This window comes from Synechococcus sp. BA-124 BA4 (assembly GCF_034931165.1).
On record NZ_JAYGIA010000119.1, the window covers coordinates 1 to 12,818 of the forward strand.

The window sequence follows — 12,818 nt, forward strand, 5'->3', positions numbered from 1 at the left end:
GGGCCACCCTTCGGGCCCGCGCTGCTGCTGCCGCTGCAGCAGGCCGACGTCTGGGCGGCGGGAGCCTTCGCCCTCGAGCAGGGGCAGATCGTGGCGGCGATGTTGCTCTCAGCTCTGCTGGTGTACGTGATCGAGCAGCGCTTCCTGGCGGCCTCGGCCTGCGGGCTCCTGGCGGCTGCCGGCTCCTGGTTCGGGCTGATCCACGCCTGGCGTTTCACGCCCGCCGACACCGTCCTGAATCTGGGCTGGGGCACCGGTGCCGACTGGGCTCTCGGCTATCTGGTGATGGCGGCGGTGTTCGCGGCGGCGGCCTGGGCGCAGCGGCGCTCCCGCCGTGGTCCCCACCCAGTCGGTGACGCTCCACCACGCTGATGCTCCAGAGAGCCCGGCGCGGATCTACAGCGGAGACTGATCCCTTGGAGGGCCCCATGTTCCTGAAATACCGCCCCGACGGCAGCTTGGTGGAGGTGCTCGACGTCAAGCAATTGATGGACCCCTTCGCCTCTTGCCTGAGCGGGCGCTTCCACGCTGGTGAGGAGATGCAGGAACCGCAGTCGTTCAGCAAGACCGACCTGGTGTTCCCCTCCGATGAAGCGATGCCCCGCTGCTGGCTCGATCCGGCCTACCACCAGGGCTGAATGCCTCGCACCCTGCTGATCAGTGGCGCCAGCCGTGGCATCGGCCGGGCGATCGCCACCGTCCTGGCGGCCGAAGGCCACTGCCTCAGCCTGGGGGTGCGTACCCCCCAGGCCCTGGAGGGCACCTCGCTGGAGCCCTCGCCTCAGGTGCTTGTGCACCCCTACGAGGCCACCCAGCCGGCCAGCGCCGAGGCCTGGGTGGCGGCCACGGCCGGACGTTTTTGCTCGATCGACGGGCTGATCCACTGCGCCGGGGTGTTCTCCCGGGCCGGACTGCTGTTCGGTGCAGAAGAGGCGGCGGAGCCGGAGCGGATCTGGGCGGTGAACCTGATGGGCCCCTGGTGGCTCACCCGTTCGGCGTGGCCCTGGCTGGTCCGCAGCGGCCGGGGCCGGATCATCACGCTCGTCTCGATGAGCGGTAAGCGTGTGAGGGGGGGGCTGGCGGCTTATGCCACCAGCAAGTTCGCCCTGATGGCCCTCTGCGACTGCATGCGCCAGGAGGGCTGGGACGCGGGCATCCGGGTCACGGCGATCTGCCCGAGCTGGGTGAACACCGAGATGGCGGCGGCGGTGCAGGCCATCCCGCGCCAGGAGATGACCCAGCCGGAGGATCTGGCCGCCCAGGTGAGCCTCCTGCTGGCGCTGCCGGCCAGTGCCGTGCCCTTCGAGCTGGCCATCAGCTGTCAGCGGGAGTGGTGAGCCCCCCCTGGGGGGCGGCGCTGCGCAAGGATGCGGGCCTCGAACGCAGCGGCGGAGATGGCTCGTCTGATCATCGTGCTCAAGCCCCGGGGGCCTGCGGCGGGCCATGAACTGATCCCGAAGCTGATGCCTGCCCTGCAGCGTCTGAATGCCGAATTCGACCATCAGGGTCCGTCCCACCTCAGTGGTGTGATGCGCGTTCCTCCCCAGGGGATGGTGGTTCAGCTGTTCGCTGATGTTCAGCCCCAGGCCGATGGCCCCGAGCTGGATGTGGTGCTGATGAGCTCCGAAACGATGATCAAGGGCGCGCCCCAGACCCTGCAGGCCCTGGCCGCGCTGATCTCCCTGCTGCCCGAGCATGCCGGCGATCTGGAGCTGATTTTCCGCTCCGACCGTGATGGCCCCGTGCCCAGGCAGGGCTCCCGGCCTCTGGCCGCCCAGGGCTGAGCGGCCATGCCCAGGCCCGTGCTGGTGATCGCCAGCGGCAACCGCCACAAGATCCACGAGATGGAGGCGATGCTGGCCTCGCTGGATCTCGTGGTGATGCCGCAGCCCGAGGGACTGGAGGTGGAGGAAACCGGCAGCACCTTTGCCGAGAACGCACGGCTCAAGGCGGAGACCGTGGCCCGGATCACCGGCCACTGGGCTCTGGCCGATGACTCGGGCCTGGCGGTGGATGCCCTTGACGGTGCCCCAGGCGTGTACTCGGCCCGCTATGCCCAGGGCGATGAGCAGCGCATGGCCCGTCTGCTCAAGGAACTGGGGGACACCCCCTACCGCAGCGCGGCCCTGATCAGTGCCCTGGCCCTGGCCGACCCAGGCGGCACCACCGTGCTCGAGGCGGAGGGGATCTGCCGGGGGGAGATCCTGCGCCAGCCCGTGGCCGCCCCCGGCTACGGCTATAATCGTCTGCTGCATGTGCGCGAAGCGGGCTGCACCCTCGCTGAACTACCTCCCCATCAGCTGGAGAAGCTCGGCAGCCGCGCCAAGGCTCTGCGCACCCTGGCGGTGGCTCTGCCGCGGGTGCTGGGGCTGAACGTGAACGGCCGGCCCTGAACGTTCTTCTCCGTCTCCCGAGGGAGTGTGAGATCGTCAGCGGTTGATGATCTCGATCGCCCGCATGGCGGCGGCGGCGGCTTCGTCGATGTCGCCCTCCCGGCCCGCCAGGGTGAGCCGCCCGTAGGCACCCACGGCCTTGACATCGACCACGGTGATGTTCGACGACTTCTCGGCCTCGTTGGCGGCGATCAGCACGTAGCCGGCCGGTTCGGTCTCGAGGATGAACATGCTCATGCCGGCCTGGATCATCGAGCCGCGCCGGTTCTGACGGTTGATCAGCACCGCATGGTCGGGGGTGATCGCCCGGATGATCTCGTCCCAGGTGACTTCGCAGCGGCCACGCCGTTCCACCGTGGTGCCCATCGCGTCCACCACGGCCTGGCCGGAGAGCAGCACGCTGCTCTGATCCCGGTGGTACAGGGCGAGGCTCCCGAAGGCCCGCTCCACCACTTTCTGGCCGAGGCGAACGGTGCTGGCCTTGAGGGCGATGTCGGTGAGGCGGTGCACGGCCATGCCCGGCGCCACCTCCAGCCAGAGGCAGGCATCGCCGGGAATGGGCAGGAAGCCCTGCGACACCGTGCCCATGTAGGCGGCCAGCTGGGGCTGCAATGAGTCGAGAAAGACGTAGGCGCGCAGCTCGATGGCCTGACGCGGTTGCACCGCGGGGCTGTGGCTGCCTGTGAGGCGAACCTGACGACCTCGGCCTGAATCGTTCGGCGGGCGGGAATCCATCCGTGACGAACGGGGCATCAAGCAGACCTGTGGGATGGGTGGCGCGATGGCCTGAAAGAGCCGGCCTGAACGAGCCGGCCGAATCCCCAGGGGACTGGGTTCTCGAGGAAGCAGGGGGATCCTACCCTTCGGCCCCTTCCGGTTTCCTGCTGAAACGAGGCCAGCCCCTTGCGCGCACCGGCACAGCCGATACCTTCGCCTCAAGACCCTTGAGAATCACCGCCGTGGCTCCGAAATCCAGCAGCACGGTGAACCCCACCACCACCTTCTCCGAGTGGATCAGCGGTGCGATCGAGCAGGGTGTCAAACCCGAGCAGGCCCTGGCCGTGGTGGGACTGGGTCTGATGCGCGGCATGGCCAGCACGGGCGCCGAGCTGCCTCTGCTCGAACTCGATGCGGAAGTCGAGGGATCCGCCACCGTGTCGACTCTGAAGGGCCGTCTCGAGGCGATCTCCCTGGCCGTCCAGACCGGCGCTCCTCTCACCACCCAGGAGGTGACCCTGCTGCTGGGGGCCCGGCCCGGCACCGCCGTGGTGCGCCGGGCCGGCCTCACCGCCCAGCGCCTGAGCCGCAATGTCTGGCAGCTCAGCCGTTCGAGTGATGAGCGCTCCACTCCCTCGGTGGGATTCAGCGATGGTTTCCGTCGCCGCCTCTGAGCTCTCCTGCGGCCCCGGCGTGTTGCGTTTGGTCTCCGGCGCTGGCTTGGCCTGAGTCAGCAGGGCTAGCTATGGAATGACCGGCGACCCCTCCACCCCGTCGGCCCCTGAGCCGCCTGCGCCCCCCCAGGTTGCATGGCTGGCTCCGGAAAAGCCCCCGCGTGTTCACCGGGGGCTTTTCTGTGGGCGCCACACTGGTTCTGCCCGTCCGCGCCCCCGTCGCGATGTCGTCCGCGCCCCTGTTTCATCTGGCCTTCCCCGTTGTCGACCTGGAGGCCACCGAACACTGGTACGTGCAGGGTCTGGGTTGCCGGCGCGGCCGCCGCAGCGCCGAGGCTCTTGTGCTCGAGCTGGGCGGTCATCAGTTGGTGGCCCATCTGGAGCCTGGGGAGCCCCAGACCCAGAAGGGCATCTACCCCCGCCATTTCGGTCTGGTGTTCGCCAGTTCCGAGGAGCTGGACGCCCTCGAGCAGCGGGCCCGCGCTCAGGGCCTGCGGCTGGAGGGTGAGCCGCGCCTGCGTTTTTCAGGCACCCCCCTCGAGCACCGCAGTCTGTTTCTGATCGATCCCTCGGGCAATTGGCTGGAGTTCAAGCACTACAGCAACCCCGAGGCGATCACCGGACTGGAGTCCTGTCAACAGGTGGGTGAGCGGCACCGGCAGCTCCCCCCAGGCGGCGGTGATCAGAAATCCACCGGCGGGTAGATCGACATCCTGGCAATGCCGACCTGCTGGGCAACGGGATTCGGCCCGGCCGGGAAGGCCACCACCGAAAACTGATAGACATCGGCGCTGGAAGGGTTGCTCCAGGGCCGCAGCGCCACTGTCACGGTCTGCCCTGGAGCGGGCGGCGACGGGAAGGTGATGCGAAACAGCCGACTGGCGTCGTTGAAGCTGGCCTGGACCGGCACCGGCGGGCCTTCCCGCCTGGGCTGGCCCAGGAAGGCGCGGGTGCGGGAGTCGTCGAAGGAGAAGCGCCAGTCGGCTCCCGAGATCTGACGGATCTCGAGCGCCCCCAGCCCCGCACCGGCCTCCTCGGGCATCTCGATCGTGACGTAGTACTCGCCGCCGCGATAAAAGACGGTCGAGTAGTAGGTGCGCCAGCGCAGTTTCCAGGGGGCACGCAGGAACTGGGTCTGGCCGGCCTGCTCATCGCCCATGGCCGCAGCAGGTGCCACCAGGCCTGTCCCTGTGATCATCAGGCTCAAGCCGATGGCGGCCAGGGGCGCGAGCAGTCGCGTGCTGTTGAGGCGATGGTGATTCATGGCGGGTCAACGGCTGAGGACGGCTCGATCCAGCGCTTCTCCCAGCGTGAGAGCAGCTTCGGCAGCACCAGGATCACCACCACCAGCACCAGCGCACCCAGGCCGAACTCGACCACACCCCGAAGCATCCGCTCCATAGGGATCCAGCGGCCCCCCAGCCAGGCCAGGCTGACCATGGAGCTGGCCCAGAGCATCGCCCCCAGCAGGTTGCACACGACGAAACGGCGGTAGGGCATTGCCACGGCGCCTGCCATGGGTCCGGCCAACACCCTCAGAACCGCCACGAAGCGTCCCAGCAGCACCGAGAGCTCAGCATGGCGCAGGAACCGTTGACGGAGTTTCTCGACTTGCTCGGGTTTCTGGCCCAGCAGGGCACCAGCGCGCTGCACCAGACCCCAGCCGGCCCGACGCCCCACCAGATAGCCCAGGTTGTCACCCAGCACGGCTCCGCCGGTGGCGGCTGTGATCACACCCAGCAGGTTGAGCTGACCGCTGCCGGCGGCGTAGCCCCCCAGCAGCGTGAGCGTTTCACCCGGCAGGGGCAGGCCTGCATTCTCCAGCAGCATCGCCAGGAACACCACCAGGTAACCCCAGTGGGCGAGGAGCTTCTGCAGTTGCTCCAGGCTGATCAGGTCACTCCATGGTGTGCTCATGGGGTGATCGCTGCCGGGGCGCGATCCAGTCCGAGGAATGGTCTGGGATCCTGGTCGCGGCGGTGCTGCCGAGGCAGAGCCGACATGGCCTCCTTCGGGCCCTCGGCCGCCCCGATGGCGGCTCCGAGGGCCTGGCGCAGCCGACGGGCGGCGTGCAGAGGCATGTCGCGGGGCACACTGATGCGATCGCGCAGATAGCGCAGGCCCGGGGCGGATCCTGCCGGTGGCTGGGGCAGAGATGAACCCACCAGGGTGCTCAGGGCGCAACGCAGGGCCCGGTCAAAGCGCTCCGGTTCGTCGGGGTTGACCGCTGCGATCGTCTGGCGGTGCTTCAGCACTCGCGCCAGGGCGACCAGAGCTGATCCCTCAGGCTCCGGCTGGGAGGTTTCCGGATCCGGGCTGGCCACGGGCCAGGGCCCTTCATCCACGCGCCGCTGGGCGGCTTGCTGTTCCGGTGTGACCCAGTCGTGGCAGCCACCCATCTGGGGCGGGAGGTCGTGGGCATGGGTGTGGAAGTCGCTCTGGGTGCCCAGGTAGGTGGGACGGGTTTCCATCGCCTCGAACCAGGCCGCGATGGCGGGGTGACGGGAGCGCAGGGGATAGCCCTTGTAATAGAAGAGGCTGGCACTCATGCGCTCGATGTAGGGAGTGATCACCACATCGGCGCTGCTGAACGTCTCCAGCAGATAGGGGCCGGGGCTGGAGCTCAGGACCTCATCCACCGCCGCGGCCACCCGATCGAACTGAGCGGCGGCGCGCTCCTCCTGGGCCGGGCTTAATCCGGGGCTGCACAGCCACTGGCACCAGGCGCGGAACAGCAGCCGCTCCAGTTGGCGCAAGGGCAGCACCGCCGGGTCGGTCATGCCGCGGTTCAGGGGACCGAAGGCTCGCTCCAGGGCCAGAAGGATGTCGTCGCTCTCGGTGATCAGCCGGCCATCGAGCTGAAGGGCCGGCAGCATGCCGGAGGGCACCAGCTGGCGGAACCAGCGTTCCTTCTCCCCGTAGCAGAACATCGTGACCTTGCGGATCCGGTAGGGGATCTGCTTCTCCTCCAGCCACAGCCACACCTTCTGGCAGTAGGGGCACCAGGCATGGTGGTCGCGGAAGAGGGTGACCCTCACCTCCTCTTCGCTGGCCCCGAAGAGTCGCAGCAGGGCCTGGGCGTTGGCAGGGCCGTTGACCCGGTCGGGTTCGGCCGGGGCCAGCGCCGCCAGCTCCTCCCAGCCCAGCGGCTCAGTCGTTTCGATCACACCGGACCACCCGTTTCCAGCCATTGAAGCCAGGCTAGGAGCCTGACGACCGGCCTCTCGCGCTGTGGTGGCCCTGATTCCTAGCGTTTGACCTGGACGCTTTCCCCTCCATGTTCGACGCTTTCACCAAAGTTGTTGCTCAGGCTGATGCCCGCGGCGAGTTCCTCAGCTCCGCTCAGCTCGATGCCCTCGGCGCGATCGTCTCCGGCGGCAACAAGCGGATGGATGCCGTCAACCGCATCACCTCCAACGCCTCCAAGATCGTCACCAACGCGGCCCGCGATCTGTTCGATCAGCAGCCGGCCCTGATCGCCCCCGGCGGCAACGCCTACACCCATCGCCGCATGGCTGCCTGCCTGCGCGACATGGAGATCATCCTCCGCTACGTCACCTACGCCATCTTCACCGGCGATGCTTCCGTCCTGGAGGATCGCTGCCTCAACGGCCTGCGTGAAACCTATCTCGCCCTCGGCGTCCCCGGCGCTTCCGTGGCTGAAGGGGTCCGCAAGATGAAGGACGCCGCCATGGCTCTCGTCAACGACCGCAACGGCATCACCCCCGGTGACTGCTCCGCCCTCGCCTCCGAGATCGGCACCTACTTCGATCGTGCTGCCGCCGCCGTCGGCTGAGCCGCCGCAACGGCTGCAGCGGCTCAGCGAAGCGTGGGTGGCGCCTCTGTCCTCTGGTTCCTTCCACGCTCCGTCTCGTCGGGCTTCGTGCCCCGGCGGCGTTCAATCCAGCTGCCGTTCCCGTCTCCGCCGGACCTTGCGGGCCTCCTCCGCCAGCAGCAGTGCGAGGGGAGCGCCCTTGGTGATGGCCATCAGGGTCACCGGCTCCGGTCAGCCCTCCTCCTCGGTCCAGTCGAGCAGAACGGTCATCAGCCGCCGCTTCGAGTCGAACGGAATCTCCCGCTGCAGCGGCAGCCGCGTCGGCAGTGTGCTCAGCTCCAGACCGGCACCGGCGGCCGCCAGCAGCAACAGCCGGGCGCTGGGGTGATCGGTGGCCGCCTCCTCTGGCAGGGCGCCTGCGCCGGGCAGCCAGAGGCTCTCCACCACCATGCGGTTGCACGTGAGCGTGCCGGTCTTGTCGGTGCAGATCACGGCGACGGCCCCCAGGGTTTCCACCGCTGAGAGGCACCGCACCAGCATGTTATGCCGCGCCATGCGCTGCACCGAGAGGGCGAGAGCCAGGGTGACCGTGGGCAGCAGACCCTCCGGCACGTTGGCCACGATGATGCCGATCGCGAACACGAGGCTCTCGCGCAGATCGAGTCCCACGAAGAACAGGCTGGCGGCGAAGGCCAGCAGACCGGCTCACCTGCCGCTCGAGGGTGCTCACGGAGCGATGGGTTCCTGCGGTGAGCCGAGCCACCTGGCCGAATTCCGTTTCGGAGCCGGTGGCGTACACCACCGCCTCGCCCCGGCCGGCGGCCACGCTGGTGCCGGCTCTGGCAGCAGGTTGGCCCGCTCGCTCGGGTGCACTCGCTCCTCCTGGGGCTGCTCCCCGTGCCGGCTGAGGACCCTGCCGGAGCGCAGAGGCAGCACTGGCCGGCGTTCCTGGGAGTCGGGCTGCCGGGAGACGGGCAGCGATTCGCCGGTGAGCACCGACAGGTCGAGGTAGAGCTGACTGGCCGCGATCAGGCGGCAGTCGGCGGGCACCTGATCCCCCTCCTCCAGCTGCAGGTGATCGCCCGGCACCAGCCCCTCGGCGGGGCGGTTCTGCCAGAAGGCAAAGAGGGTATTGATCAGGATCACGCTCCAGATCGCCCAGCCCAGCGCCGGCGTGCGGGCCGCGAAGGCCATCGCGCCCGCAGCCCACAGCAGCAGCGCCATCATGTGGACCAGCAGGTGGGTGAAACGCTCCAGGCGTTGGGCGGCTTCGCGGCTCGTCAGTCCCTCCGGTCGGCTCTGGAGGGCCGCAGCCACCAGATCGAGGGGCAGCGACCTGATCGGATGGGCGGGAGAGATCAGCACGGCGGAGGCTGGGAGCTGTCGTCCGGACCTTACCCAGCCCTCCCGCGGCGCGCTCTCGCCGGATCAGGTGACGGACCGCACCCCAGTTCAGAGCAAAAAAGCGCAAGACTCAAATGGCACCGGCGAGCGAAGGGCTGTTTCCGCAGTTCCCCGCAGCACGGGAACGGTGCAGCAAAAAGCCCTGGACAACCAGGGCCTTTCTGCTCAGGCTCGGTTCGGTGTCAGTCACATCCGGCCACAGCTGTGGCCACCCGGAACACACCTGAGCCACAGGTCAACGCCATCGTTGGCCCGTGCCATTCCACCTTCCCCGCCACCCTTCGCCACGTCCGCCCTGGTGGCTCATCGCCGGGGTGCTGATGACGCTCTGCCTGAGCGGATCGGGCTGGCTCAGCTGGCAGCATCCCCAGCGCCCGTCACGCCAGGCCGCCCAGTGCACAAGCGCAGGTTGCCCCGATCCATCCGCCCTAGGTTGAGCGCAGCCGCGCCACATCGCTTGACCGTTCTGCGCACCCTGCTCACGGCCACCGCTGCGGTGGTTCTCTCCGCCACCGCGGCGTTCGCCGCACCGGCCGCGTCCCTGCTCAAGGGACTGAAGCTGCCGGTCCCAAGCGGTCTGCCCAGCCTGTTCGCCGCCAATGCCGTGGGTCAGATCAGCCTCAACGGCCAGCTGGGCGGCACACCCGAGGGCCTGCTCGCCAAGCTGCGCACGTCCCTCACCAGCCAGGGTTACAGCGAGCGCACCATCAACACCGTTTCGGGCCCGTGGGGCTTGAATCTGGTCTTCGATCCACCGGCTGGCATCAGCGTCGACGGCACCCCTGCCGGCAAGACCGCCGTGCTGGTGCTTCAGGCCACGGCGCTCGCTCCTGGCAAGCTCAATCTCAATGTGCGCTACGAAGCGCTCTGAGGGGTCCCTTAGGCTGAAAGCCCTCTGCTGGAACGGGTTTGCAGGACGCCCCCTCGATGGAGATGCTGAGCCTGTTTCCCCGCTATGTGCTCAAGGGGCACCTGCCGGACGCTCTGCTCACCCAGCTGATCACCCTGGCGGGCCAGGTGCTTGCCGATCCGGACACCTCCCCGGATGCCTCGGTCAAGCTGGCCGGTCAGCTGGATCAGCAGCGGGAGCTGGCTCCCCAGCACCCGGCTGTGACCAGCCTGGCCAGCACGGTGATCCTGCCGGGCTGTGACCACTGGATCCGCCATGTGATCGAGCGGCAGCCCCCCCAGGGCCGCGGGCCCTGGCTTCCCGGACGCTACGGCCTGCAGCTGGTGGATGTCTGGCTGAATGCCCAGAGAGCCGGCGATTACAACCCGGTCCACACCCATGGGGGCAGCTTCTCCGGGGTGGTGTTCCTGAAGGTGCCAGCCCAGATCCGTCCGGACAGCTTCGACGGCCAGCTCTGCTTCCATGGCCCGGAGGAGTGGCACATCCAGAGCTTCCACACCGGCATGGTCCACTACGCCCATCCAGTGCCGGGTGATTTCTATGTGTTTCCCGCCTGGCAGCCCCATTCGGTGCCGCCGTTCAGGGGGGAGGGGGAACGCTGGTCCCTGGCGTTCAACGTGATCGCCGTGCCGCAGCCGGCTGCGCTGCGTCCCCCCGCGGCCACGTCCAACGCCAACGTGAATCTTTCGCTCTCGAGCCGCCGGCCCAAGCCCGGCGGCTTCTCCTGAACGTGACCGGCTCTTGGCTCAGGCCATCCCTGGCCCTCCTGATCCCCAGGGGACAGCGGACGGCACGGCCCGGACTCCGGCTGCTGGCCTTCCTGGTGGCGCTGCTCCTGCCGGTGTTGTTCGCCTCAGACGGGCTGGCGGTTGGGCGTCAGGGACTCGATGGCAGGGCGGGCACTCAGCGCCTGGTCACCCACACGATCGCGATCGAGAGCCAGCCCTTCCACGGCGACCTGCTGCGAACCTCCCAGCGCTGGCACGAGGCTCCCATTGCTCAGGTGGTGGGCGAGAGCCCGCAGGACACCCTGCTGAATTTCTATGTCGTGATGGCCAAGGTCTACGACATGCTTCAGGACCTGGTGGCCGACCCCACGGCCGAGCCTGGCCTGTTCTGGTCGGCCTCCACCCTCGAGCGTGCCCGGGAAGCCAACGACTATCTCCAGGAGGCCATCACGGCGCTGGATGTTCAGGCCTTGCCCCAGAGCATCCGCAGCGACCTGGCGATGGAATATGCGTTGAAACTCAAGAAGCTGCTGGATTACAGCTTCATCCATGCACCGGACCTGTTCCAGATTCCTGATCGTGATGCGATGGTGCGGCTGTCGGAGCGCCAGTCCAACGGTGCCGGCTACTGGCGGATTCCGGGAACCTCGATTGCCCTGACCGATCAGATCGCAGGTTCGGTTGATCCTCACAACTACTACTTCTCTGCAGAGACGATTGCCGAGATCCCCTCTCTCTACGAGAAGATCAAAGACTTCAGGGCACCTCGAATAATCAGCACAAATAGGAAATCTTGCGGACATAAAAATGCCGCCATGGAGGCGGCTACGCAAGAAAGCATTATATCAACTATTGACGAGTTTCACTGAACCGTATCACTTCTATGAGTGACTCATGCAACCACTACTACGTGGGCAGAGCGCTGGAGATAGCGCAGTAAATTAAATGTTAGGTTCTTGAGACCCCACCAAGCCTCGTTCCTTTCTAGCCCAATCTTTCTTGTCAGCTTTCCACCCATGGACATGGTCATGCAGCCAAAGACATGCTCGACACAAGCTCTGATCGACGACTTAAGACGATTTAATTCCTTGGCTGCGTCGCTAAGCGGATGATTGCGAGCGCCTTTTTCGTGGATCAGGCTTTCGAAGCCACCGAGACTCAGAAGAGCATCAAAGCATTCGCCGGAATATGCTGAGTCTGCCCAGACATAGTCATGCTCGTTTTCTGGATCAAGCAGAAGTGGAAGCATCTGGCTGTCGTGGATATTGGCAGGAGTGACAGCATATCGGCGTATGAATCCATGGTCGACATCGATGCAAATACTGTTCTTGTAACCGTAGTAACTGAGGCCGTTCTTTTGTGTCCAGCGAGCGTCTAAATCCTTTTGCTGCAAGCGGTCTAGGTTTTCATCCCAGCCCTCTGGCAGCCTTCCGGCTTTGATTTCCTTGTTCTCCTCGCGGGTATTGCGTTGCTTGGGAACAGGGACGAGAGTCGCGTCAATGATCTGACCACCCCGGGCTTGGAGACCCTGAGAGCGCAGGTATTCCTCAAACATCTCAAAGAGTTCCTCGATAACTCCCGCCTTGCGCAGTCGCTCTCTGAAGAAGGCGACTGTGGTGGCATCTGGTATGTCATTCATCACCCCAAGACCAACAAACCCCTCGAAGGAGCGACGGTCATTTACTTGGAATTCGATCTCTTCATCACTTAAATTAAATAGCTGCTGGAGCACCAGCATCTTGAAAAGAATCAGTGGGTCGATTCTCTTGCGTCCAGCATTGCTTTTGCGCTCCTGGCTATAGCCCTTGTCAAGCAAAGGGCGGAAAGATTCCCAGGGAATCGATTCTGCGAGACGGATCAGAACCGGCTTCTTCTCTTGGAGCTTTGCAACTCTTTGTTGTTCGTCCCAGAAACCTCGCTGGCCCATAGAAAGTATGTAATCGGTATGGCCTAGTATAATCTAAATCCGGACGTTATCAAGCGGTCTTACGATTTTTCGAGGTGCCCTTCAAAGCACCAGTCGGTGAGTTCTTCACACCGGACTTTTACCGTAGTTTTGCCACAACTCCGGGTTATATCCTGCCGCCCAAGTGGTATCTGATGGCTGGCGTCCCCGGCAGTGGTGTAATTCCCCCGGCACCCCCACCCCGGCGTAGCCGGGGTGGGCCGCGCACCTCAGGCGGCTGGCCCAGCGGCTGGCGTTGCAAGGGGTGGGCA

Annotated in this window: 16 protein-coding genes and 2 pseudogenes; 11 read left to right on the top strand and 7 right to left on the bottom strand. The window is 66.2% G+C overall.

Translation table 11 applies throughout. The features are described from left to right. From VB734_RS14180 to rdgB, 5 genes and pseudogenes are all read left to right on the top strand, one after another. Positions 1-372 (top strand): annotated as a pseudogene (locus VB734_RS14180) (NCS2 family permease); the annotation flags it as partial. A gap of 56 nt (positions 373-428) precedes the next feature. Next, the gene (locus VB734_RS14185; RefSeq protein ID WP_197166907.1) at positions 429-638 is read left to right on the top strand and encodes an acetyltransferase; all 210 of its coding nucleotides are present in this window, start codon (positions 429-431) and stop codon (positions 636-638) included. Next, a complete protein-coding gene (locus tag VB734_RS14190) occupies positions 639-1,337 on the top strand; it encodes an SDR family NAD(P)-dependent oxidoreductase (RefSeq protein ID WP_197164499.1) in 699 nt (232 codons plus the stop codon). It begins immediately after the preceding gene. 57 nt (positions 1,338-1,394) lie between these two features. Next, positions 1,395-1,784: a hypothetical protein gene (locus tag VB734_RS14195; RefSeq protein ID WP_197164497.1), complete on the top strand. Its 390-nt coding sequence runs from the start codon at positions 1,395-1,397 to the stop codon at positions 1,782-1,784. A 6-nt stretch (positions 1,785-1,790) separates the two neighbouring features. Further along, positions 1,791-2,393, top strand: coding sequence for an RdgB/HAM1 family non-canonical purine NTP pyrophosphatase (gene rdgB, locus VB734_RS14200; protein ID WP_197164495.1), 603 nt, complete (start codon positions 1,791-1,793; stop codon positions 2,391-2,393). Between the two features lie 36 nt (positions 2,394-2,429). Here the strand turns inward: rdgB and VB734_RS14205 are convergent, their stop codons facing one another. Next, on the bottom strand, positions 2,430-3,128 hold the full coding sequence (locus tag VB734_RS14205) for a BMC domain-containing protein (RefSeq protein ID WP_197164487.1): 699 nt from the start codon (positions 3,126-3,128) through the stop codon (positions 2,430-2,432). Positions 3,129-3,352: 224 nt separating this feature from the next. Between VB734_RS14205 and VB734_RS14210 the strand changes: the two genes are divergently transcribed. Further along, positions 3,353-3,784 carry a hypothetical protein gene (locus tag VB734_RS14210; RefSeq protein ID WP_197164485.1) on the top strand — a complete coding sequence of 144 codons (432 nt, stop codon included), beginning with the start codon at positions 3,353-3,355 and terminating at the stop codon, positions 3,782-3,784. A 224-nt stretch (positions 3,785-4,008) separates the two neighbouring features. After that, on the top strand, positions 4,009-4,488 hold the full coding sequence (locus VB734_RS14215; RefSeq protein WP_197164483.1) for a VOC family protein: 480 nt from the start codon (positions 4,009-4,011) through the stop codon (positions 4,486-4,488). Here the strand turns inward: VB734_RS14215 and VB734_RS14220 are convergent. The 3 genes from VB734_RS14220 to VB734_RS14230 are packed head-to-tail and all read right to left on the bottom strand — an operon-like array spanning position 4,467 to position 6,951. Continuing rightward, complete coding sequence (locus tag VB734_RS14220) at positions 4,467-5,048, bottom strand: DUF2808 domain-containing protein (protein ID WP_322781490.1); 582 nt, start codon at positions 5,046-5,048, stop codon at positions 4,467-4,469. The genes VB734_RS14215 and VB734_RS14220 overlap by 22 nt on opposite strands. After that, a complete protein-coding gene (locus tag VB734_RS14225; protein ID WP_197164479.1) occupies positions 5,045-5,701 on the bottom strand; it encodes a DedA family protein in 657 nt (218 codons plus the stop codon). Before VB734_RS14225 ends, VB734_RS14220 begins: the two co-directional genes overlap by 4 nt. Continuing rightward, on the bottom strand, positions 5,698-6,951 hold the full coding sequence (locus VB734_RS14230) for a glutathione S-transferase family protein (RefSeq protein WP_370594564.1): 1,254 nt from the start codon (positions 6,949-6,951) through the stop codon (positions 5,698-5,700). Before VB734_RS14230 ends, VB734_RS14225 begins: the two co-directional genes overlap by 4 nt. A 110-nt stretch (positions 6,952-7,061) precedes the next feature. On the opposite strand from VB734_RS14230, the gene VB734_RS14235 reads away from it, so the two are divergent. After that, entirely contained in the window at positions 7,062-7,580 is a 519-nt protein-coding gene (locus VB734_RS14235; RefSeq protein WP_322781489.1) for a phycocyanin subunit beta, read from the top strand. A 210-nt stretch (positions 7,581-7,790) separates the two neighbouring features. Here VB734_RS14235 and VB734_RS14240 read toward each other — a convergent pair. Together VB734_RS14240 and VB734_RS14245 are read right to left on the bottom strand one after the other, a co-directional pair. Next, positions 7,791-8,385: pseudogene (locus VB734_RS14240) on the bottom strand (HAD-IC family P-type ATPase). After that, a complete protein-coding gene (locus tag VB734_RS14245) occupies positions 8,286-8,924 on the bottom strand; it encodes a hypothetical protein (RefSeq protein ID WP_322781488.1) in 639 nt (212 codons plus the stop codon). The pseudogene VB734_RS14240 and the gene VB734_RS14245 overlap by 100 nt, the downstream one beginning before the upstream one ends. Before the next feature lie 496 nt (positions 8,925-9,420). On the opposite strand from VB734_RS14245, the gene VB734_RS14250 reads away from it, so the two are divergent. The 3 genes from VB734_RS14250 to VB734_RS14260 are packed head-to-tail and all read left to right on the top strand — an operon-like array spanning position 9,421 to position 11,470. After that, positions 9,421-9,834: a hypothetical protein gene (locus VB734_RS14250; RefSeq protein ID WP_197164474.1), complete on the top strand. Its 414-nt coding sequence runs from the start codon at positions 9,421-9,423 to the stop codon at positions 9,832-9,834. Positions 9,835-9,890: 56 nt separating this feature from the next. Further along, positions 9,891-10,601, top strand: a complete 711-nt coding sequence (locus VB734_RS14255; protein WP_197166906.1) for a putative 2OG-Fe(II) oxygenase — start codon at positions 9,891-9,893, stop codon at positions 10,599-10,601. A 2-nt stretch (positions 10,602-10,603) separates the two neighbouring features. Further along, the gene (locus VB734_RS14260; protein ID WP_322781487.1) at positions 10,604-11,470 is read left to right on the top strand and encodes a hypothetical protein; all 867 of its coding nucleotides are present in this window, start codon (positions 10,604-10,606) and stop codon (positions 11,468-11,470) included. Between the two features lie 23 nt (positions 11,471-11,493). Here VB734_RS14260 and VB734_RS14265 read toward each other — a convergent pair whose 3' ends face one another. Further along, positions 11,494-12,528: an IS5 family transposase gene (locus tag VB734_RS14265; protein WP_197161875.1), complete on the bottom strand. Its 1,035-nt coding sequence runs from the start codon at positions 12,526-12,528 to the stop codon at positions 11,494-11,496. Positions 12,529-12,818 lie beyond the last annotated feature (290 nt).